This is a genomic window from Bacillus sp. MMSF_3353 (assembly GCF_030733445.1).
Lineage (GTDB): Bacteria > Bacillota > Bacilli > Bacillales > Bacillaceae_G > Bacillus_A > Bacillus_A wiedmannii.
On the sequence record NZ_JASHJA010000002.1, the window covers coordinates 448479 to 471281 of the forward strand.

The window sequence follows — 22803 nt, forward strand, 5'->3', positions numbered from 1 at the left end:
ACTTTAATCAGTGGGGGTTTTGTTCATCCCCACTAATTATTAGCCTTCACCAATCGGGCTTTTACAAGCAGTTGATCGCCCATCTAACTTCTTTGCTTTCGCTTAATTTTTAGGTGAGGATCTTACTGCCCGGCAAATAGCGGGGCAAATCGTAAAAAAGGAACGAATTTCGTTCCTTTTTTTATTACCCTCTATATTTCTCCTCAAAATACTTCCTTTCTCTGCAAATTCGAACAAAAATCTACAAATTCTTTTCAATTTCCTTACAAAATTGTAACCTTTCTATATCCAAATTTATGCTAAAATGGTACGAGCTACATGCTAATAACGATGCGAAGGTGATAATCTATATGAAGAAAATCTTGTCTATTTTACTAGCGCTTTTATTGTCAATTTCTTCCTTAGGAGTAACAACATCCCATGCTGAAGAAAAAATACACATTGAGGCGGCAGCTGCACTTTTATTTGATGCAGATACAGGAAAAATACTGCATGAACAAAATCCAGATGAATTACTAGCTATTGCTAGTATGTCAAAATTAATTGTTGTTTATGCCGTATTAGAAGCAATTAAAGAAGGAAAAATTACTTGGGATACAAAGGTAAACATTTCTGATTATGCTTATGAAGTTTCACGTAATAATGAATTCTCTAACGTTCCGTTTGAAAAGGGACGTCAATATACTGTAAGAGAATTATATCATTCTATCGTTATCTTCTCTGCAAACGGATCTAGTATTGCCTTAGCAGAACTTCTTGCAGGAAGTGAGAAGAATTTCTTGAATCTTGCAAATGAACATGCAAAAAAACTAGGGTTAAAGAAATATAAATTTGTAAACGCTACTGGGTTAAATAACGCTGACTTAAAAGGAAAACACCCTGAGGGAACGGATCCGAATGGAGAAAATTCCATGTCAGCTCGCGATATGGGTATGCTTTCAAAAGCAATGATTACAAAGTATCCAGAAATGCTAGAGGATACAAAACAAAGATTTAGAAACTTCCCAGATAATCATCCGAAACCAATTCGTATGGAAAACTGGAACTGGATGTTACCAGGTGCTGCTTTCTCTTATGAAGGAACAGATGGTTTAAAAACTGGTAGTTCTGATACCGCTGGATATGGATTCACTATTACTGCTAAACGTGGTGATGTACGTCTTATTTCAGTTATTATTAAAACAAAATCAATGGACGAGCGCTTCACAGAATCTCGTGAATTAATCGAGTACGGGTTTAATAACTTCGAAAAACAAAAGTTAAAAGTTGATAAAAATAATACAATCTCTGTAGTAAAAGGGAAAGAAGATCAAGTGACTGTTACACCGGAAAAAGAAATAACAGTAATTGCGAAAAAAGGTAGCAAAGATCCTTATAAAATTGGGACTGAAGTAGATAAATCTCTTGCTGAAGATGGACATTTAGTTGCTCCTATTAAGAAAGATGCCAAAGTAGGCTCAATTACTTTAGAATCAACTGATAAATATGGTTTCTTAGACGGTAGTAAAAGTATGAAAGTTACTGCAAAAACGACAGAAGAAGTTGAAAAGGCAAATTGGTTCGTATTAACAATGCGCTCTATCGGAGATTTCTTTTCAAACTTATGGTCTAAAGTATTTTAATGATGGAAAGCTAGCTCACGCTAGCTTTTTTTATTTTCCTCTCTCCATGTAAAACTTCGTTTGGTTGTCATATCTGAGTCCTTTTTCTCATACGTATGAACTAGTAATCGTTACACACTTCATCTAGAAATAAACCTCTTTCCACAAGGTATTCCAAAAAGAGAGGTGACACATAATGGGTGTTATTGCTTATAACGAAGAAGATGTAAAGTTATTAGCTAGACTGATGCGTGCTGAAGCCGAAGGAGAAGGACAACAAGGAATGTTAATGGTCGGAAACGTAGGGGTAAATCGTGTCCGCGGAAATTGTTTAGATTTTAAAAAAATACGTAATTTACGTCAAATGGTTTATCAAAATCCTGGCGGTTTTGAGGCAACGCAAAAAGGGTATTTTTATCAGCGTGCAAGAGAACAAGATATCGCATTAGCAAGGCGAACGATTCAAGGACAACGTTTTTGGCCTGCAAATTTCGCCTTATGGTTTTTTAGACCTGAAGGCCCTTGCCCACCAACTTGGTATGACCAACAAAACTCTGGACGTTTTAAAAAGCACTGCTTCTTCCAACCATCTGCCGGGGATTGCCCTAGCGTATATTAAGGAATGAAAACGAGGAGGGATTTTTGAATGGCACAGCAACAAAACCCGTATTATGGAACAGGTTTTTATCAACCATCTGGAACTTATGCACAACAGCAACAAATGACCCCACAGCAACAGCAACAACAGCAAGCGATGCAACAACAAGCTGCGCAAGCTCAATATGCCGTTTCTCAAGGCATGTTACCATTAGAACAGTCGTATATTGAAAATATTCTTCGCTTGAACAAAGGCAAGCAAGCCACCGTAGTAATGACTTATGAGCGTGGTAGTTCACTCGGTACACAATCTTATACAGGTATTATTGAGGCAGCTGGACGTGATCACATCGTTATTAGTGAACCGCAATCGGGGAAACGTTTTTTACTACTAATGATTTACTTAGATTATGTAGAATTCCCAGAAGAAATTATGTATTTACCTAGTCAACAAGCAACTTATGCTCCAAGACCATAAAAAAAGCTGGCATATGCCAGCTTTTGTTTTTTTATAAGCCTTTTACAACTGCAGTTCCGACTAAGATCCATGCCACAATAAACGCTACACCACCAAGAGGTGTAATTGGGCCAAAGAACTTAATACCTGTCGTACTTAATGCATACAAACTACCTGAAAACATAATAATCCCAGCTACCATAAGCCAGCCAGCAGTAGTTAAAAGTGATGATTGAATTTTATCCATTAATAAAGCAACTACGAATAGTCCACCGGCATGAAACATTTGATATGTAACGCCTGTTTTCCAAACTTCTAACATTTTTGCAGAAACTTTATTTTCTAAACCGTGTGCTCCAAAAGCCCCTAGCGCAACAGATAGCCCTGCCGCAATACAACCTAGTAAAAAGAAAATTTTCATCTTAATTCCCCTTTTTTTACCTTTATCATAAGCAATTTTTTCATATAAGCCAAACGATTTATCTTCTAAAAATCAAATAAAGAATTACCGTTTGCGCCTTCTTCTTTTATATACACAGGTTCTCCAGAAACCGGCATAACTGGTTGAACTGTCGTCATAGGCTGAGATCCAATTACTTGTGATGGAATCTCAGGTTCTCTATACATAGAAGGCTCAGCTTGTTCATCTAATAATAAATCACATAACGCTCGCACAACTAATAAATGCGCTTTTGATTGTTGCCCTTCACTGCTTTTTGCCTTTGCAATTTCATTCGCCATTTTATTTAAAATCTTATCGCTCGATATTTGCATTCCTTGTCACCTCTTACTTTGTAGTTCTTTCTCAAATTGTCCTAGCTTCTCTACTGAACCAAACACTATTATCATATCATGTTCTTGTAGTTTTTCCTGCCCCGTTGGATTATGTATAACATCCCCATTTCTCAAAATCGCTAAAATTGTTACATCAAATTGATTTCTCACATCACTCTCTAGTAACGATTTACTAGCTAAAATAGAACCCTTGCCGACTGCAATTTCTTCAATTACAAATGACTGTTCCATGCCATATAGTACTGTATCAATATAATGAACTGTTAGCGGATTCGCAATACCTTTTGCAATATGAATTCCTGCCATGCTAGATGGATTAATCACCTTATTTGCCCCAGCACGCTTTAATTTGTCTTCGGTTTCTGGTTTTTCCGCCCTTGCCACAATTTTAATTGCATCGTTTAGCCCTCTTGCCGTTAATGTAATAAATACATTTTCAGCATCATTTGCTACGATAGCAACTAAACCAGCTGCCTTTGAAATTCCAGCATGATGTAACACTTGGTCTTCCGTTGCATCTCCGTGTACAAATAAAAGCTTTTCCTGTTCCAATATACTCTCATCTTTATCAACAACGACAAATGGGATTTTCTTTTCTTGCAATTCATGTACAACTTGAAGCCCCACTCTACCGCAACCACATACGATAATATGATTTTGTAACTGTGCTATTTGTTTATCCATCTTCTTCCTCCGTACTGCATGAAATAAATTCCCTTCAATAATCATAGCTGCCACTACACCAATTGCATACGTAACAATACCGACACCAACAGGTATAATAAGGAGTGCAAATACTTTCCCCGCTTGCGTTACAGGAACGGCATCTCCGTATCCAACAGTCAATACAGTAATCATCGTCATCCAAAATGCTTGAAACAAACTAATCTCTTCAATCATCATAAATCCTAGCGTTCCTAGAATTACAACAAAAGTCATACATATAACTGCTATCCATAATTGCTTCCGTGCATTCATATTGCGCTTCAACTCTTTTCTCTATCTACAATCTTTGCCAGTGGAAATGAAATACATATATACTAGATACGGAATCTATGAAAGAGGTTGATATAATGAAAACATTTCTTTCCGCCTTACAATGGGCACTATTTATTTTAGCTGGAAGCCTTATTGTACCAATTAGCGTCGCAACTAATTATGGTCTCGATGGCGCTGAAGCTATTGCATTCGTACAAAGAACATTATTTGTTCTTGGCTTTGCTGGCCTACTGCAAGCTATATTTGGGCATAAACTTCCTATTCAAGAAGGTCCTGCTGGACTTTGGTGGGGTATTTTCTCCCTTTATGCAAGTTTAGGTGTCGTATTATTTGGATCCAGCAATGAAACGCTTAAAGTCCTTCAGTACGCTTTCCTATTGAGTGGTATCATTTGTATTATTCTTAGTGTTTTTGGACTCATCGATAAACTAGTGCGCTATTTTACACCGACAGTAATTGGAACATATTTATTTCTTCTCGTCGCGCAACTTAGCGGGTCCTTCTTAAAGGGAATGTTCGGTCTTGACGGACAACATACAGAGGTACAAGCTGACGTATTTATTCTTTCACTCATTGTTATTTTACTATCCTTTTTCATCATGAAGCTACCTATTATTGGACAATATTCCGTTCTTTTCAGTATCGTCTGCGGCTGGATATTATTCGCATGCTTCGGATTATCAAATCCAGTAACGCCTGTGACAGATATAATCCGTTTTCCGTCTCTATTTGTTTTCGGAATGCCTCGTATTGAATGGAACATGGCAATTACGGTAGTTTTCGTTACACTATTACTTCTAACAAATATGTTAGCAAGTATTCGCGTTGTGCAAAGGATTGTCTCTAAGTATGAAAAGAATGCAGCACCAGATCGTTTCAAACAAGCCGGTATTATAACAGGAATAAATCAATTGCTAGGAGGCCTTTTTTCAGCTATTGGACCTGTCGCGATTTCTGGATCAGCAGGATTTATTGCAACGACTAATATTTATAAACGACTCCCATTTATGTTAGGGTCAAGCTTTATTATTTTCGTTAGTATATTCCCAAAGATTACTTCATTCTTTGCGGCGATACCTGTCGCAGTCGGATATGCTGCCATTTACCCTGTATTTGCAAGCATGATTGGCCTTGCCTTTCGCGAATACGAAACAGTACAAGATAAAGAACGGTTATTTAAAGTAGCAGGTCTTTCAATCTTTACAGGAGTCGGAGTTATGTTTGTTCCAGCAGGAGCATTTTCTACACTCCCGCCGTTTCTAGCATCGTTTTTAAGTAACGGTCTTGTTCTTGGATCTGTAATGGCAATTTTGCTCGAAATACTATTTTCTCGTTCTACAGAAAAACAACCATCGTAAATTGGAAAACTTCCATTATTGCACTCTATCTTTAGAGTTGTTACGATAATGATAAAGTGAAACTTTAATCAATGAGAGCTATTCATCTTTACTAATGATTAGCTCTCACCGATCGGGCATTAGCAGTATAAATTATCATGGGCAACGTGCTCGTGATAATTTATACTAAAAATACAGAACTTCTCCTAGCTTCACATAAAGAAGTTCGATGTCTTACTATATATTCCCCAATATCTTCATAAAACTTTATTTCTATTTCAACAAAGAGAGGACTTTTCAATATGACTTATAAAATGATTGTTTTAGACTTAGATGATACTTTATTACGTGACGACCATACCATTTCACCTCGTACGAAAGAGGCTCTAATGACTGCACAAGAGCAAGGTGTAAAAGTTGTACTTGCTTCTGGACGTCCAACATTTGGTATGCGCAATGTAGCGAAAGAACTTCGTTTAGAAGAATACGGTAGTTTCATTCTATCTTTTAATGGCGCAAAAATTATTAACTGTAAAACAAGCGAAGAAATCTTTAGTAGTACGCTATCTCCTGAAATCGTTCACAACCTATTTGAAATTAGTAAGACTGAAGATGTATGGATTCATACTTATATTGGCGATGATATCGTAACAGAAGAAAATAATCCTTATACTGAAATTGAGGGCGATATTACTGGTATGCCAATTGTTGTAGTAGATGACTTTAAAGCTGCTGTTAAAGAGCCTGTAGTAAAAGTATTAATGAATAAAGAAGCTGAACGACTTGTTGTAGTAGAAAAGAAACTACAAAAACAACTAGAAGGCCAATTAAGCGTTATGCGTTCTAAACCATTCTTCTTAGAATTTACTGAAGCTGGTGTTACAAAAGGAACAAGCTTAAACCAACTGATTCAAAAACTTGGCATTAAGCGCGAAGAAGTTATCGCAATGGGCGATAGCTATAACGATCAGGCAATGATCGAATTCGCCGGTCTTGGTGTTGCAATGGGCAATGCACCAGATGATATTAAAGAAATTGCAAACTACGTAACAGATACAAATATGAACGATGGCGTTGCAAAAGTTGTAGAGAAGTTCGTACTAAAAAGAGAAGCACTTGTTTAATATTTTCACTCATAAAACCTATTTGAAGTCAAACACTTCAAATAGGTTTTTATTTAAATTCTCATGCTTTTGTGACTATATTTTGAACTTTGCACTATTCTCGTAGTGTAAACTTTCTTTTTGTATATAATGGAACAAAATAGACTATTTTATTTTGAAAAAGAATACAAATTTACTATATACAAGCATACATTAAAGGAGGCTACTTCATGTTATCTACACCAATCGGACGATTAAGAGCAATCGGCTTAATTGAGGGGATTTCTTTCCTATTACTATTATTTGTAGCAATGCCATTAAAATATTTTGCAGGATTTGCAACAGCCGTTAAAATTACAGGTATGGCTCATGGTGTTTTATTTATTCTATTCATCTTTGCGGTAATTCAAGTAACAATCGTACACCGCAAATCAATTGCATGGGCACTTGGGGCATTTGTTTCATCAGTTATCCCATTCGGTACGTTTGTACTAGATGCAAAATTAAAGAACGAACAACAATAATAGCAAAAAGGTAGTTAACGACTGTTAACTACCTTTTTTATTTACAAATTTGGAATTTCCCAATCAATTTCTCTCTCGCCCATATTAGCTAAAATCGTATTTACTTTAGAGTATGGCTTACTACCAAAGAAACCACGTCTTGCCGATAATGGGCTCGGATGTACAGACTCGATAATATGATGCTTCGTATTCGTAATTAACTTTTTCTTCGCCTGTGCATGACGTCCCCACAATATGAAAATAACCGGTTTTTCACGTTCATTTAATAGCTCAATTACACGATCTGTGAAATACTCCCAACCTTTTCCCTTATGAGAATTGGCTTCACCTTGTCGAACTGTTAATACCGTATTTAATAATAAAACCCCTTGCTCTGCCCACTTTACTAAATAACCGTTATTCGGGATTTCATAACCATATTCATCTCGAAGTTCTTTATACATATTTAGCAATGACGGTGGCGTTTTAATGCCGGGCTGTACTGAAAAGCTTAAACCATGTGCTTGATCCGGTCCATGATATGGATCTTGCCCTAAAATAACGACCTTTGTATTTTCATAACTTGTATACTCTAGAGCGCTAAAAATATCTTCTACCCTTGGATAAACAACATGTGTACTGTACTCTTCTTTCAAAAAATCAGCCAGCTTACGATAATATTCTTTCTCAAATTCTGGTGCCAATAATGGCTCCCAATCATTTTTTAAAACATTTTTCATGCTTTCACTTCCCGTCCAATTAATTCACCATATCCTGTTTTGTAAATACTACAAACGAAATAATAAGGGATACAACTGCCCAAACCGTTAAATTCATTAAAGAGAACCCCATCGATAAGCCTTGTAATGCAGGTAATTTTCCTGATAGATAATCTGTTAATGATAAATTCACACTAAAAATATATTTCGCACCCTCCCAAGATGTTGCAAACGAGCTTAAAATGCCACCTGCGATTAATCCGGCTAACATAACGCCCATACCGGCTGGTGTATTTCGAATTAAAACAGAAACCATAAATGATATAGTTCCGACAACGATAGCAACAAACCAAGCTAACCCATACGCCATCAAGACGTATTGCCACTGTGGAATAAGGTGTACAAAATTCGTATTTAACGTTTCCTTATCAATAACAAACCCAGTTAAAACAGGCAAATTCCATCCCGAGTATCCAAATACAAGCCCAGATAATATGTAAGCAAACAAACCGACAAGAAGCAGTATGAGTGAAATGAAAAATAACATCGTCACGTACTTACTAAGAAGTATTTTCCAGCGCCGAATCGGCCGTGTAAGTAGCATCTTCATCGTTCCATCACTTCGCTCTCCTGAAACAATATCGATAGCGACAATCATGACGAGAAGCGGAATAAACAATGTAATTCCTTGCTCAATAAACACCCTTACAAAAGTGGGTGCGCCCGGTGCCATCGGGTTAATATCATGATCTAAATAATATTGTTGCTGCTCCACTCTTACCTTTAGCCAATCACGCCATTCTTCTGGTAGTCTAGAATTGTTCAAGCGGTTTTGAGAATCAACAATTTGTTGTTGTAATGAAACTTTCCAATCCGTCGTACCGAGCCTTTTTTGTGTCGTTTCTACTTCACGATACTGCGCATACACGAAAAGTGGGATCAAGATTGCTAAAATAAGCATGACAACAAAAATACGTTTCTTACGATAAATTTTTTCCGATTCATTTAAGACTAGATTCGCAAATTCACGCATGCTGCTCACCCCTTGTGAGTTCAATAAATAAATCTTCTAGCGTAAATACAAGCTCCTTAACACTATGCACATCTATCTCGTTTTCTACAAAACGTTTATTCCAACTACTTATAGATACAATATCCATGCGGCATAGTAATCGATTACCTTCTATACTCACTTCTCTTACTTCCTCAGCATCTTCTAGCATATTTTTCGCCTTAGAAATCGGTGTAACAATCCATTCTACACGATCACTTGCTGTTTTAATTAACTCTTCAACCTTGGCAACTGTTATCATTTTTCCTTTATGAATAATCGCAACCCGATCACATATCATTTGTACTTCACTTAGCAAATGACTTGAAATAAACACACTCATATTTTCTTCTTTCACAAGCTTATGTATAAATTCCCTAAGTTCTCTAATCCCAGCTGGGTCTAAACCATTTGTTGGCTCATCTAATATGAGCAATTTTGGATTTCCAAGAAGCGCTTGCGCAATACCAAGACGCTGTTTCATACCGAGTGAGTATGTTTTTACCTTATCGTGAATTCTTTCATCTAAATGAACCATTTGAGCAATTTCAATAATACGTTCATCTGATATACCACCTAACATACGGGCAAATTGTTTTAAATTTTCCCATCCCGTTAAATAGGTATACAGTTCTGGGTTTTCAACGATACTCCCAATTTGACGCATCGCTTCTCTGAAATTCTCCTTAATAGAATAACCGCCGATAGAAATCGTGCCTTCTGTTTCTTTAATCAATCCAACTAACATTCGAATTGTAGTTGTTTTTCCGGCACCATTCGGCCCTAGGAAGCCGAACACTTCCCCTTGTTTTACATCGAAGGAAATATTCTCTACAATTGTCTTCTTTCCAATTACCTTCTTCACGTCACGTACGGAAAGTATCGTCGTCATTTTACCCCTCCTTGTTCTAGTTTTAATTTACTCGCAACATTTTGAACTAATCGGTCCGCCATATATGTATATCCTATTTCATTCGGATGGAAATGGTCGGAGTATAATAAATCTTTCCCACGGTTTTGGAATAAATCAAATGTCGGTGTAATATACACATTTTTATTATTTATCGCTAATTTTTCTAAAGATGCATTCCAGTCTACAACGATGTTTGAAGAACCTTTTAAATCTTCTACATCTTCAAAAGGATTGTATAAACCAAGCCAAAAAATAGGGCTATCTGTATTTAACTTACGAATTTCTTCTATTATTTTCTTCGCTTCATTTTGGAACGTCGCTGTATCAGGACGGTATGTTTCTAAATCTATCTTTTCAAGCGATTCCCACCCTGGAAATAAATCATTTCCTCCAATTGTTAAAACGATTACATCTGCTTGCTTAATTGAATATTGAGCGCCACTACTCTCAATTTGTTTTAATAGGTCGGGCATTTTTGCACCACTAACAGCTAAGTTTGTTAATGCAACCTTTTGCTTATAATTTTTTTGTAAATCTTCTTTCATCCGTCCAACATAGCCAATTCCTTCTTTATCACCAACACCGCGTGTTAATGAATCACCTAAACTAACGATTTGTAACGTTCCCGTTTTCTTTTTCTCTTTTGCCACTACATCGGTCTTTTTAATTAAATTTGAAGCTTTCGGATTTAATACATCATTTACACCTGAAACAAAGCCATATGCAAATAAACAGAAAGATGCAATTGTAATGAGTAGAATTACTTTTACTACTTTTGATCTCATATCAAAACCCCTTTTAGCCCTCATAGATTGTCCATAATTATACCAAACGCAATTTTGAAAAGCGATTTTCAAACCTTATCTATTATGTTGTTTCCCTATGTACTAATTCTGGCAATAACTCTACGTGCCTTATATCGATTTGCTCATCATTAATCTTTTCATATAATAATTCAAATGCCTTCACACCAACATTTTTACTACAATACGAAATCGCCGTAATGCCTAAAATATCTGCCACATCTTGATCATCACAACCAATAATCGTAATATCTTCCGGAATACGAATGCCTTGTTTTTTCGCTTCCGTTACCATCCCCGCGGCAATATGGTTGCAAGATACAAGAAACGCTGTTGGTTTTACTGACATACGTGTCCATTCCCTAATCACATTACGCCCATCTTCCACTGTAAAACAGCCTTTAAACTTCCAAGCCTCTATCGGTGTTACAGCAATCTGTTGAAGCGAATCTTCATATGCTTGTTTTCTTCTCTGACTATTAATGCTATTACTTCTTCCAATGCAATACCCAATACTTGTATGGCCCGCATCTATTAAGCTTTTCATTCCGCGCGAAAACACTTTATAGTAATCAATATGCACACTCGAAATGAAATTCGAGTCGATTTCTTCGCACATAACAATAGGGCCGAATTTCGTATATTCTTCAAGCTTTTCCTTACTATTCGCCCGCGAACATATAATAACCCCATCAAGTTTTTTCATTTTTAACATATTTAAAATTTCTAATTCCCTTTCCTCACTATAATTCGTCTGACAAAGCATCATATTATAATTATTCTTTGCTGTTTCCTTTGATATTCCCTCGATAATAGCGCTATAATATTGATCATTTACGTGCGGTAATAAAACGCCAATTACATTCGTTTTTCCTTTCACTAAATGAATTGCATTCACATTTTGCGTATAATTTAATTCTTCTATAATTGCTAAAATTTCTTTTCGTTTCTGTTCATTCACATATGGATGATTATTTAGTACACGTGAAACAGTTGAAACAGATACCCCAGCAAGCTCAGCAATCTTCCTTATATTCGTCATCTCATTTTCCCCTTCCCTGCAAAAATTCTCCCTTGACCTGGTAAGCTTTCCACAATATATCCTTTCCTAGCAAATACATTTTGAAAGGATATACAACTATGCTTCGATTCAAATTAGAATATATATTTTTCATTGGCGGTCTACTCACTCTCGCCATCGGTATTAATATGATGACGACAATTACTTCCTTTGGACTTAGCCCTTATGATTCCTTCTTTATTGCACTATATCAAAATTTCGGGATAAGTATCGGTTTTTGGATTTTCATGATTAACTTTGCATTTACTCTTATCGTACTCTTTTGGAATAAAAAACAAATAACAATTGGTACAATTGTAACGATGGTTCTTATTTCCCTTTTTGTTGATTGGATTGGTTCCATTCCAACTATTATGGACGCTATCCGTTCTCTTCCAAAATATATAACACTTATTTGCGGAAATCTATTCGTTGGAGCTGGGATTGGTCTTTACGTCTCTACAAACCTTTGCGCAGCACCTCAAGAAGCTTTCGTTTTAACGGTTGCTGAGAAAAAGAAATGGACATTTAGAAGAACAGAAATTTCGTTAGCGTTTTTATTTTTAACATTAAGCTTCCTATTAGATGGACCTATCTATTTTGGAACAATCATCTTATCCTTTACAACAGGCTGGATTATCCAAGCATTTATTCAAATTGGTACGAAGATTTTAAATAGAAAAGAGCCTATTAAGCAAGCTGCTTAACAGGCTCTTTCTGTTTTATAAGAAGAGATACTACTTAGCATCCCCTTCAATTCGATAGTTTGCTTTCAAACAATCTATTTCTTCATACCCTTGCAACGTATGTAGAATATAATCATAATCAGCAAGAGACGCACGATGCGTCACAATTACAATTTCAGCCTTCCCTTTCTCTTCAAGCGGCATTTGAATAATCTTTTCAAAGCTAACGCCACGCTCAGAGAATAATGAAGTAATTTTTGCAAATACACCAATCTCATCTTTTACATGAAGTCTTAAAAATTTCTTCACAACAATTTCGTCTGGCTCTTTTAATACTTTTTTATACTGCGGGGATACCGCACTATTTCCGTTTACACCTAATCGAATATTTTGCATTACAGCTACTAAATCTGAAACAACAGCTGTTGCTGTCGGTAAACTTCCTGCACCTGGCCCATAAAACATCGTTTCTCCGACCGCTTCACCATACACATATACAGCGTTATATTCGTTTTGTACGGCCGCCAGAGGATGTGTATTTGGAAGTAGTGTCGGTTCAACTGTCACCTCTAATTTTTCACCATCTCGCTTCGCAAGACCGATTAATTTAATCGTGTATCCTAAACTCTTACTGTATTCAATATCTTCTTCTGTAATAGAAGTAATCCCTTTTACCTTCACATCTCCAAGCTCTACATTTGTAGAAAAACCAAGGGTAGCCAAAATGGTCATTTTTCTCGCTGCATCTAAACCTTCCACATCTGATGTTGGATCTGCTTCTGCAAATCCAAGTTGTTGGGCTTCTTTTAACACGTCGTTATATGCTCTCCCTTCATCTGACATTTTCGTCAAAATAAAATTTGTCGTTCCATTTACAATTCCCATTACTTTCGTAATAAGATCTGAAGAAAGTCCTTCTACGATACTTCGTAAAATCGGAATCCCTCCGGCTACACTTGCTTCATAAAACAAATCTGCTTTATTATCTTTTGCTACCGCTAAGAGTTCCGCCCCATGTAACGCCATTAAATCTTTATTGGCAGTCACAACATGCTTCCCGCTCTGTAAGGCTTGCAAAATATATGCTTTTGCATCATCAATGCCACCCATCACTTCGATGACAACGTCAATATTTGGATTATCTAAAATTTCATTTGCATCTTGTGTTAATAGAGTAGAAGGTACCTCTACCTCTCTCTCTTTTTCAATATTTTGTACTAGTACTTTCGTTACTTTTACAGGACAACCTACTTGGTGGATAAGTCGCTCTTGATGATCTGTAATGATACGAACTACACCACTCCCAACTGTCCCAAGACCTAATAAACCAACTTGAATTTCTTTCATAATACTGTCCACCCCTCAAAAATTGTGTTTAGATGAAATTATATGAGTAAAAAATATGAAAAACAATGTTTTTTGAACATTCGGAAAAATATGAGTTAATCTTTACAAAGAAAACGTTGCCACGTGTTACACAATCTTTTTTTATAATACATAAGGGGTTTCTTGATACACGTAATAATTCAGCCAATTAGAGAATAATAGATTCCCATGGCTTCTCCACCTTACAAGTGGTTTCTCATTTGGATTATTATGCTTAAAATAATTTTTCGGCACATCAATATTTAACCCTTTTTGGCGGTCCCGTTCGTATTCTTGCTTTAACGTATCACAACTATATTCACTATGCCCGAGCGCAAACACTTGCCTTCCTTCTTGCCCAATGACAAGGTGAACACCTGCTTCCTCAGAATTTGCTAATAATGTTAAGTCTGTCACCTTTCTAATATCACTCTCTCGTACTTCTGTATGACGAGAATGCGGGGCAAAAAACAATTCATCAAACCCTTGTAACAATTTCACATGTTGCTCACGAACTTCATGTTCAAATACACCGAACATTTTTTCCTTAAGAGGATACTTTGGAACACCATAATGATGATACAAGCCAGCCTGTGCCCCCCAGCAAATATGAAGCGTAGATGTTACATTCTTTTTTGAATACTCCATAATACGTTTAAGCTCTTCCCAATAATCTACCTCTTCAAAAGAAAGAGTTTCAACTGGTGCTCCTGTAATAATAAGTCCATCAAATTTCTCATTCTCAATATCACGAAATGTTTTATAGAAACTCGTTAAATGGTCCTGCGCTACATTGCGAGACAAATGTGATTCCATATGAAGTAAGTGAACATCTAATTGCAACGGTGTGTTGCCAATTAAACGAAGTAATTGCGCTTCTGTTTCTTGCTTTGTAGGCATTAAATTTAAGATAGCAATTTTCAATGCCCGGATATCTTGTGTTTCTGCTCGCTCCTTCGTCATTACAAAAATATTTTCCTTCTGCAACACTTTGCGAGCTGGTAAATCTCTATCAATTATGATCGGCATGTTCTTTGCCTCCGACTAGCGCTGCTTCTAAATCTGCAATAATATCAGAAACATCTTCTATACCAACCGATAAACGAATTAAATCTGATGTAACGCCAGCTAGACGCTGATCTTCAGCACTTAATTGTCTATGCGTTGTGCTAGCAGGATGTATAACACAAGTTCGTGCATCCGCTACATGCGTTACGAGAGTTGCTAGTTTTACATTTGCGATAAATTCTTTCGCTGCTTCTAATCCGCCCTTAATGCCGAATGTTAAAACACCACTAGCACCTTTTTTCAAATACGTTTGTGCTAACGAGTAATTTTCATTGCTATCTAATCCCGGATAATTCACCCATTCAATACGTTCATGGTTAGCAAGCCACTTAGCAACTGCGAGAGCATTTTCACTATGACGCTCCATTCTTAAATGTAGCGTTTCTAAGCCGATATTGCTAATATACGCATTGAATGGGCTCATACAGTTTCCATAGTCTCTTAATAATTGAACACGTGCCTTCACAATATACGCTGCTGCACCAAAATTTTGAACGTAACTTACGCCGTGATAACTTGGATCCGGTTCAACAAGTTCAGGATATTTCCCATTTGTCCAATCAAAGTTCCCTCCGTCAATGACAATGCCGCCTAAAGAGCTTGCATGACCATCAATATATTTCGTCGTAGAATGAACGATAATATTTGCTCCGTGCTCAAATGCTTGGCATAAATAAGGAGTTGCTAATGTATTATCCACGATAAAAGGTACTTCTAACTCTTTCGCTGCATCTGAAAATTCTTTGAAATTTAAAACGTTCATCGCTGGATTTCCTAACGACTCTGCATAAACAAGTTTCGTCTTATCATTAGCAAGGGCCACAATTTCATCAGCACTTAAATTCGGATTAAAGAACGTAACGTCAATACCAAGCTTACGCAAACTCACTCCAAATAAATTAAACGTTCCGCCATAAACTGTGGAAGAACAAAGCAAGTGGTCTCCGCTACTACAAATATTTAAAACAGCAAGCATAATAGCAGCCTGCCCAGAAGCCGTTGCAACAGCTCCTACACCACCCTCTAAATCCGCTAACTTTTGCTCAAATGCAGCTAAAGTAGGATTTCCAATACGCGTATATATATATCCTTCTGCCTCTAAATTAAATAGCGCTGCTAAATCATCTGAAGTATCGTATTTATACGTTGTACTTTGATAAAGTGGCAAAACACGCGGTTCACCATTCTTTGGTGTATAGCCACCTTGCACACAAATTGTTCCTTTTCCCCATGATTCTCCCATCTCTCATTCTCCTTTCTTTTATACAAAATAAAAAACTGCTCCTTTCCTGAAAACAAGAAAGGAGCAGTTTGAAAACACGCTCTAAAGGCTCTTTCTTATCTTTCAGGATTATTACCTGCAGGATTTGGCACAATTCCGTTATACGGCTGTTGCCAAGGTTTCATCGGGCCTGTCCCTCCACCTTTTCTTGATAAGACTATGCAATTACCGTTGATTTTATAGCAATAATTTCCTAATGTCAAACAGTTTTTCTGAATGTTCTAAATTAAATACAAAGAATTTGACATGCATAACAAAAGAAATATATTCCATATCCATTTGAAAAAGACCTTTTAAAACCCACGATTACTATATAAAATTAAGTAAGTAGTTTAACTGTATACATTTCAAATTCTCACGAGACCTCAATATATTGAATAAGCCCACCTCTCAAAAAGATACTATACATATTCCTTTCACAGTAGCATATTTAATCCTTTCGACATTAAAACTTACATAACGGAGGTATAACATGACAAACACAAAGGACATGCACTATATACTCGTCCTATACGGCATTCTTTTAGGCTCTATAGTAGGAGCTACAGTCTGGCTATTTTTAGTTACAATAAATATCGGCATTCACTTTATTTGGGGATACTTACCTACTATTTTCTCTTCTCCCCCGTATTACACTATTTGTGTAACAACTATCGGTGGTATTCTCGTTGGTTTAACCCAAAAATACTTCGGCATATATCCACGTCTTATGCCGGAAGTGATGGGTGAATATAAAAAAACTGGTAGAATTGAATACCGTTTTGTACATAAAGCTACTTTAACTGCGATTATCGTTTTAATATTTGGAGCTAGCTTAGGTCCCGAAGCAGCACTTGTTGGAATTATCGGTGGACTTTGTACATGGGTAGGGGATCGCTTTACATTTGCCTTAAAAGGAATGAATGAACTAACAGAGGTTGGAATTGGCGCTACTTTAAGTGTAATTTTTAACGCGCCATTATTCGGTTATTTAGCTCCAAATGAAAATGAGGGTGAGCAAATTAACGAATTTTCTAAAGGAAAAAAAGCAATTGTATATTTAGCTACCACTTTCGCTGGCTTTTCCGTTTATTTATTACTTAGTAAATTCGATAATCGCGGATCCTTTATCGTTGATTTTGGGGAAGGTTCCCTTTCTCTTAATGAATGGATCGCCTTTCTACCACTTGCTAGTATTGGTGCTATAGTTGGTTTCTTTTATTTCAAATTTGAATTCACATTAGAGAAATTAATCCATCCCTTCAGGGAATACAAACTATCACTTGGAATTATCGGTGGTATTTTATTAGGAATTACAGGAACTTTTCTCCCGTACACGTTATTCTCAGGAGAACATCAATTAAAAGATTTAGTCGTTGAATGGAGTCATTTATCTTTCTGGGTACTACTTCTTTCAGGTGTTTTAAAATTATGTATTACTGCCGTTTGTTTAAATACAGGTTGGCGCGGTGGACATATTTTCCCAATTATATTTGCTGGATCTAGTATCGGATATGCTATAGCTTCCATTATCCCGATAGATCCAATCGCTTCGGTAGCCATCGTCACGACAGCAATTTCAAGCTATGCATTAAGAAAACCAATTGCTATAACATTACTATTACTCATGTTTTTCCCGCTCAATTTACTATTACCGATGCTTGGAGCGGCAGCGATTGGTAATGCATTTCCACTTCCTAAAAATAACGAAGCTGCAAACGAATAAAAATAGGCAGTAGGGACAAAAGTTCCACTGCCTATTTTTATTACACACGTTGCTTCAATAACGCGTATAACTCTTCAAAATTTTGTACTTCATATGTTGGCACAATCTCGCTATTATTTGATTTCTTTTCTGGATTAAACCAACAAGTATCAATTCCCGCTACATATCCACCTTTCATATCAGCACTTAACGAATCCCCAATAATGAGCCCTTCTTCAGGGGAAAAATTAGGAATTCGTTCAAAAACATAATCAAAATACTCTTTCATCGGCTTTTGGAATCCCGTATCTTCAGAAACGAAAATATCTTTAAACAAGGCATGTAATCCTGCATTACGTAAACGTTTATCTTGCGTCTTAGAAATACCGTTTGTCACTATATATAAATCGTACTCACTTTGAATTTGACTTATAAATTCAAACGCACCTTGCATAAGTTGGTCTCCTTCTTCTAAGTAGCTACGATAATTATTTTCGAATAATACTCCATCTACTTCTTCCCCGTACTCTTTAAACAAAATTGAAAACCGCGTATTTACAACTTCATCACGGTTCATTTCACCTTCCTCAAAAGCATCCCAAAGACTTTTATTAATTTTTTTATAGTGCCCTTCAATCTCGCTAGTTAGAGGAATCCCTTTCTCTTCAAACAGCATACGTAACGCCATTTTCTCCGCCTTCTGAAAATCTAACAATGTATCATCTACATCAAATAGCAATGTTTTATATTTTTTCATAAGCCCTTCACACTCTCTTTTCTACAAAAACAAATTTACGTAAATCGTATCATTCCTTCTTGTAAACATAATAGGAGATATCTCATACTAAACATGAGGTGAAAATATGAAAGTCAGCAAAAATAGCGAAGAAATCTCTCATTACATGCAAACTTACAACGTCCATACTCTTTTTTCTTTTAATGTCTTACCGTATGCTGAACTACATTCCTTTCAAAAGAGAGAAAGGATATGTAATGAAGGCGTTGATGTTCCTTATCTTTATTACTTAATTTCCGGAAAAGCGAAAATATATATGAGTCACAAAAACGGGAAGGTCTCCTTAATTAACTTTATTCAAGCACCTTCGTTCATTGGAGAATTAGGGTTAATTGGCGTTGAATCCGTTACGAAAACGGTGGAAGTGATTGAAGATTGTATGTGCTTAGCGCTCCCTCTTAAAGATTGTCAGCATCTTTTATTGCAAGATGCTACCTTTCTACAGAAACTATGTAAATTTATCGGCGAAAAAACAATTAGCCGAACAGAAAGTTACGCCAAAAACAATAGTTATCCGTTCGAAAATCGATTAGCGGCTTTTATTCTATTAACAGAACAAAATAACAGTTATACAGAAAAACATACCGAGGCTTCGGAATACTTAAATGTCAGCTACCGCCATCTTTTATACGTATTAAACCAGTTTTGCCAGCAAAATTACTTAAAAAAAGACGGAAGAACCTATTACATACAAGATCGAATTCAATTAGAAAAACTGGCTGATGAACTTAAAATATAAAAAAGTAGCATTAACGTTTATCTGTTAATGCTACTTTTTTCGAGTGACGATTCTATTTTCAATTAAAATTTACTTGCCACTTTAGCTGCTTCTTCAAGACCAGCTGTAATGATTTCTTCTGCTTTATCTGGGAATTGGTTATGTCCTTCAATAACTACTGTTTCCATATTTGTTGCACCGAAGAAGCCCATCATGCTTGCTACATATTTAACAGCCATTTCTACTTCAGCTGCTGGACCTTCAGAATATACGCCGCCGCGCGCGTTTAATAATGCAATCTTCTTATCTCCAATTAGACCAACTGGACCTTCTGGCGTATATTTAAACGTTTTGCCAGCTCGGTTTAAATAATCAATATATGTGTGTAGCACTGCTGGAATCGTTAAGTTCCATAATGGGAAACCGAAAACGACTTTATCAGCTTCTAAAAATTGATTTAAATACTTATCAGCAACTGCTACTGCTTTTGCTTCCTCTTCAGTTAAATCAAATCCTTTACCTGCTTTGAATGTACCATTAATCATATCTACGCCTACATATGGTAATTCTTCTTTATATAAATCAAGTTCTACTACTGTATCATTTGGATGTGCTTCTTTATAGTTTGCTAAAAATGCCTCGTATAATTTCACACTAACTGCTTGTTCCGCTGGGCGGTTGTTTGCTTTTACAAATAAAACTGTTGCCATTGTTTTTCCTCCTAGTACTCACTCTTCTGTTGTTATATGCTTTCAAAAAAGGTATCCCTTGTAATTGTTGTTTTGTTGCTTACAAACATATTTTATCTTTATATCAAGACAATTTCGTCCTCACATAGACGTATTTTTCCATAAAAAAAGTCCACCTTCTAAAGGCGAACTAGGTCTTACGACTTTTGTCTTATACAATTCCATTTTTCACTGCATATAATGCTGCTTGCGTGCGATCAGATAAATTCAACTTACTCAAAATACTACTTACATGAGCTTTTACCGTTTTTTCTGTAATAACTAAAACAGAAGCGACCTCTTTATTACTCATTCCTTTCGCTAATAGCTGCAACACTTCATTTTCTCTCGCCGTTAGCACATCCACTTGAATAGAAGGTTCTTCTTCCTTTTCTTCCACAGGTAATGTTTGAGAGAGAAGAGTATTTGCTATATCTGGATGTAATTGAATATTACCTTTATATGCGCTTCGAATAGCTTCAACAAGCTGATCGGGTTCTACATCTTTTAAAATATACCCACTTGCCCCCGCCCTTAACGCTGGTAAAACATGCGCCTGATCAGAAAAGCTAGTTAATACAATTACTTTCACATTTGGATATTCTTTTTTGATGCACGCCGTCGCCTCGACACCATCCATTTCGGGCATATATAAATCCATTAATACAACATCAGGATTCGTCTCCCCTACTTTCACTAACGCTTCTTTCCCATTATTTGCTTCTCCAACTAACGCTAAATCTTCCTGTGTACTTAAGAAAAATGCTAATCCTTTTAAAACAACTGTATGATCATCAACTAACAATACTTTTATTTTCACAAACTTCCCTCATTTTCACATCATAATGGTACATTTACTTTTACACTTGTTCTTTTCTTATCACTTACAATTTTAATTGTTCCACCGACTAATTCTACTCTTTCGCGCATCGTAGTCATACCGAGTGATTTCTTCTCTTTTATATTCTTCTCTACAAAGCCGTTTCCTTGATCGACTATTTCTAATGATACATTCTTCTCCGTCACTTTGAAATAAATCGCCGCTTCTCTGACATTCGCATGTTTACTTACGTTATTTAAAGCTTCTTGTCCAATTCGCCATAGCGCTTCCTCTACTACGCGTGGCAAATCACGAACACCTGTAACTTGTTCCCGAATTTTCAATCCCAAACTTTCACCATATTGTTTTAAAGCTGGTAATAGTCCTTTCTCTAATCCCGCTGGACGTAGTTGCCAAATTAACGTCCTCATTTCTTTTAAAGCACCTTGCGATAACTCACGTATCTCATGCAAAGACTGATCTACCTTTTCGTTTTTCCCCTTTAAGACGGCTTCGGCACCTTTCGTCATAAAAGTTAATGAAAACAACTTTTGTGAAACAGAATCATGCAAATCTCTAGCTAAACGATTACGTTCTTCCAGTCGTACAAGTTCTCGGCGCTTTTCATTTAACCTTAAGTTCTCTATCATTAACGATATATGATTGGCTAACGCCTGTACTACATCTATCGTATTTATATCAAATTCTCCATTATTCGAACTTACACTTAGTACGCCAAATATATGATCTTGAATATGTATGGGAATGGCAATAACCGCACGATTAGGATGTACGATATTCCCAACCTGACTCTTTAACAAAACAGGCTCTTCTTTTTTCAGAGCTTCCTGTGCCGCTGACTTCAAATCCTCTTGTATCTCATCTATCTTACATGGGGCTCTTACAGCAAGTTCATTTTCTTCTCTAATAAAGAATACAACTTGCTCCCATAAAAATAACTTCCCTATTTGCTTTACAATCTCCTCTGGCAATGCATTAAATTTATGAATCGTCCTTAAAGCTTGAATAAATCGGTCTAACTTTACATAATAATGAGCCCTTCTCTTTTCATTTTCATACAATTTTGTACGTTTTAATGCTGTTCCAATTTGGAAAGCAACTGATTGTAATAGCACTAACTCTTCTTCAGAAAAATGCGTTTTACCTGGACTAGCCACATTTAATACGCCAAATTCATCTCCCCCCGCTTTTAGCGGCACTGTCGCATGATGCACAATCCCTTCTGTATCTCCCCAGTTATATTCAATCGCATTATTAATTCTCTTACATTCAATAATATTAACGGCTTTCTCTAGTTTCCCTTCCACAAATCGGTGTAAACACCAACAATTCCCCTCACACATCGGTCGTTTATTTTCAAATCTTAATCCCTCTGGTAATTGATAATCAATTAATTTTGTATATCTGCCATTTTCATCCGCAAGAAATATCCATCCTGTCGTTAAACCTGTTACATTCAACAGTTTTTCCAACACAGCTTGCAGCACATGATATGTATCATTTGAGGTGTTCAACGTCTCTGCAATCTCTTTTAATATAACTAATTCATTTGTACGATTCTCTTGAAACATAATTCGTCTCCTACATACAAGATTTTAAATCGCCCCTAAAGTAAATCATCTACTTTTCACTTTGTACTTATTCGTAACATTGATATAATGGTGAAAACATAGTTTTCATTATATCACTTGAGGGGG

At 36.4% G+C, this 22803-nt stretch carries 24 protein-coding genes and 1 riboswitch; of the genes, 9 read left to right on the forward strand and 15 right to left on the reverse strand.

Annotation, left to right across the window (positions count from 1 at the left end; genetic code table 11):
• Nucleotides 1–350 precede the first annotated feature (350 nt).
• The 3 genes from RBB48_RS07525 to gerQ all read left to right on the forward strand — a co-directional run bounded on the left by RBB48_RS07525 (nt 351) and on the right by gerQ (nt 2676).
• Nucleotides 351–1622 carry a serine hydrolase gene (locus RBB48_RS07525; RefSeq protein ID WP_088065052.1) on the forward strand — a complete coding sequence of 424 codons (1272 nt, stop codon included), beginning with the start codon at nt 351–353 and terminating at the stop codon, nt 1620–1622.
• A gap of 175 nt (nt 1623–1797) precedes the next feature.
• Complete coding sequence (cwlJ, locus tag RBB48_RS07530; protein ID WP_000538157.1) at nt 1798–2220, forward strand: cell wall hydrolase CwlJ; 423 nt, start codon at nt 1798–1800, stop codon at nt 2218–2220.
• 27 nt (nt 2221–2247) lie between these two features.
• The gene (gerQ, locus tag RBB48_RS07535) at nt 2248–2676 is read left to right on the forward strand and encodes a spore coat protein GerQ (RefSeq protein ID WP_000068635.1); all 429 of its coding nucleotides are present in this window, start codon (nt 2248–2250) and stop codon (nt 2674–2676) included.
• A gap of 31 nt (nt 2677–2707) precedes the next feature.
• Here the strand turns inward: gerQ and RBB48_RS07540 are convergent, their stop codons facing one another.
• The 3 genes from RBB48_RS07540 to RBB48_RS07550 form a co-directional block, all read right to left on the reverse strand.
• Complete coding sequence (locus tag RBB48_RS07540) at nt 2708–3076, reverse strand: DUF423 domain-containing protein (protein ID WP_000688322.1); 369 nt, start codon at nt 3074–3076, stop codon at nt 2708–2710.
• A 65-nt stretch (nt 3077–3141) separates the two neighbouring features.
• On the reverse strand, nt 3142–3429 hold the full coding sequence (locus tag RBB48_RS07545) for a YwdI family protein (protein WP_001167358.1): 288 nt from the start codon (nt 3427–3429) through the stop codon (nt 3142–3144).
• Nucleotides 3430–3435: 6 nt separating this feature from the next.
• A complete protein-coding gene (locus tag RBB48_RS07550; RefSeq protein WP_000993991.1) occupies nt 3436–4428 on the reverse strand; it encodes a potassium channel family protein in 993 nt (330 codons plus the stop codon).
• Nucleotides 4429–4523: 95 nt separating this feature from the next.
• On the opposite strand from RBB48_RS07550, the gene RBB48_RS07555 reads away from it, so the two are divergent.
• The 3 genes from RBB48_RS07555 to RBB48_RS07565 all read left to right on the forward strand — a co-directional run bounded on the left by RBB48_RS07555 (nt 4524) and on the right by RBB48_RS07565 (nt 7413).
• Nucleotides 4524–5807 carry a purine/pyrimidine permease gene (locus RBB48_RS07555; protein ID WP_046955487.1) on the forward strand — a complete coding sequence of 428 codons (1284 nt, stop codon included), beginning with the start codon at nt 4524–4526 and terminating at the stop codon, nt 5805–5807.
• Nucleotides 5808–6088: 281 nt separating this feature from the next.
• Nucleotides 6089–6910: a Cof-type HAD-IIB family hydrolase gene (locus RBB48_RS07560; protein WP_087981923.1), complete on the forward strand. Its 822-nt coding sequence runs from the start codon at nt 6089–6091 to the stop codon at nt 6908–6910.
• 209 nt (nt 6911–7119) lie between these two features.
• Nucleotides 7120–7413, forward strand: coding sequence for a DUF3817 domain-containing protein (locus tag RBB48_RS07565; protein ID WP_000953389.1), 294 nt, complete (start codon nt 7120–7122; stop codon nt 7411–7413).
• Between the two features lie 41 nt (nt 7414–7454).
• On the opposite strand, the gene RBB48_RS07570 is transcribed toward RBB48_RS07565, so the two are convergent.
• The 5 genes from RBB48_RS07570 to RBB48_RS07590 are packed head-to-tail and all read right to left on the reverse strand — an operon-like array spanning nt 7455 to nt 11920.
• Entirely contained in the window at nt 7455–8132 is a 678-nt protein-coding gene (locus RBB48_RS07570) for a uracil-DNA glycosylase (RefSeq protein ID WP_088065053.1), read from the reverse strand.
• A gap of 19 nt (nt 8133–8151) precedes the next feature.
• On the reverse strand, nt 8152–9144 hold the full coding sequence (locus RBB48_RS07575; protein ID WP_088065054.1) for an ABC transporter permease subunit: 993 nt from the start codon (nt 9142–9144) through the stop codon (nt 8152–8154).
• Nucleotides 9137–10054, reverse strand: a complete 918-nt coding sequence (locus RBB48_RS07580; RefSeq protein WP_088065055.1) for an ABC transporter ATP-binding protein — start codon at nt 10052–10054, stop codon at nt 9137–9139. The genes RBB48_RS07575 and RBB48_RS07580 overlap by 8 nt, the downstream gene beginning before the upstream one ends.
• Complete coding sequence (locus RBB48_RS07585; RefSeq protein ID WP_142291835.1) at nt 10051–10932, reverse strand: SGNH/GDSL hydrolase family protein; 882 nt, start codon at nt 10930–10932, stop codon at nt 10051–10053. Before RBB48_RS07585 ends, RBB48_RS07580 begins: the two co-directional genes overlap by 4 nt.
• Before the next feature lie 10 nt (nt 10933–10942).
• On the reverse strand, nt 10943–11920 hold the full coding sequence (locus tag RBB48_RS07590; RefSeq protein WP_306007496.1) for a LacI family DNA-binding transcriptional regulator: 978 nt from the start codon (nt 11918–11920) through the stop codon (nt 10943–10945).
• A gap of 98 nt (nt 11921–12018) precedes the next feature.
• On the opposite strand from RBB48_RS07590, the gene RBB48_RS07595 reads away from it, so the two are divergent.
• The gene (locus RBB48_RS07595; protein WP_088065058.1) at nt 12019–12645 is read left to right on the forward strand and encodes a YczE/YyaS/YitT family protein; all 627 of its coding nucleotides are present in this window, start codon (nt 12019–12021) and stop codon (nt 12643–12645) included.
• Between the two features lie 30 nt (nt 12646–12675).
• Here RBB48_RS07595 and RBB48_RS07600 read toward each other — a convergent pair whose 3' ends face one another.
• From RBB48_RS07600 to RBB48_RS07610, 3 genes are all read right to left on the reverse strand, one after another.
• Entirely contained in the window at nt 12676–13971 is a 1296-nt protein-coding gene (locus tag RBB48_RS07600; protein WP_000659102.1) for a homoserine dehydrogenase, read from the reverse strand.
• Nucleotides 13972–14112: 141 nt separating this feature from the next.
• Entirely contained in the window at nt 14113–15018 is a 906-nt protein-coding gene (metA, locus tag RBB48_RS07605) for a homoserine O-acetyltransferase MetA (RefSeq protein ID WP_088065059.1), read from the reverse strand.
• Complete coding sequence (locus tag RBB48_RS07610) at nt 15002–16300, reverse strand: bifunctional O-acetylhomoserine aminocarboxypropyltransferase/cysteine synthase (protein ID WP_000504750.1); 1299 nt, start codon at nt 16298–16300, stop codon at nt 15002–15004. The genes metA and RBB48_RS07610 overlap by 17 nt, the downstream gene beginning before the upstream one ends.
• 92 nt (nt 16301–16392) lie before the next feature.
• Nucleotides 16393–16497: riboswitch (SAM riboswitch) on the reverse strand.
• A gap of 314 nt (nt 16498–16811) precedes the next feature.
• On the opposite strand from RBB48_RS07610, the gene RBB48_RS07615 reads away from it, so the two are divergent.
• The gene (locus RBB48_RS07615) at nt 16812–18044 is read left to right on the forward strand and encodes a chloride channel protein (protein ID WP_088065060.1); all 1233 of its coding nucleotides are present in this window, start codon (nt 16812–16814) and stop codon (nt 18042–18044) included.
• A gap of 40 nt (nt 18045–18084) precedes the next feature.
• Here the strand turns inward: RBB48_RS07615 and RBB48_RS07620 are convergent, their stop codons facing one another.
• Nucleotides 18085–18780: a YjjG family noncanonical pyrimidine nucleotidase gene (locus RBB48_RS07620; protein ID WP_306007497.1), complete on the reverse strand. Its 696-nt coding sequence runs from the start codon at nt 18778–18780 to the stop codon at nt 18085–18087.
• Nucleotides 18781–18886: 106 nt separating this feature from the next.
• Here RBB48_RS07620 and RBB48_RS07625 point away from each other — a divergent pair, with 106 nt between their 5' ends.
• Nucleotides 18887–19558 (forward strand): transcriptional regulator YeiL, encoded by a 672-nt coding sequence (locus RBB48_RS07625; RefSeq protein WP_087981907.1) that lies wholly within the window; start codon nt 18887–18889, stop codon nt 19556–19558.
• A 62-nt stretch (nt 19559–19620) separates the two neighbouring features.
• Here the strand turns inward: RBB48_RS07625 and RBB48_RS07630 are convergent, their stop codons facing one another.
• The 3 genes from RBB48_RS07630 to RBB48_RS07640 all read right to left on the reverse strand — a co-directional run bounded on the left by RBB48_RS07630 (nt 19621) and on the right by RBB48_RS07640 (nt 22677).
• Nucleotides 19621–20247, reverse strand: a complete 627-nt coding sequence (locus RBB48_RS07630) for an FMN-dependent NADH-azoreductase (protein WP_000246726.1) — start codon at nt 20245–20247, stop codon at nt 19621–19623.
• Between the two features lie 190 nt (nt 20248–20437).
• Nucleotides 20438–21085, reverse strand: a complete 648-nt coding sequence (locus tag RBB48_RS07635; RefSeq protein WP_088065061.1) for a response regulator — start codon at nt 21083–21085, stop codon at nt 20438–20440.
• Between the two features lie 20 nt (nt 21086–21105).
• A complete protein-coding gene (locus RBB48_RS07640; RefSeq protein ID WP_088065062.1) occupies nt 21106–22677 on the reverse strand; it encodes a GAF domain-containing sensor histidine kinase in 1572 nt (523 codons plus the stop codon).
• Nucleotides 22678–22803: the final 126 nt, after the last annotated feature.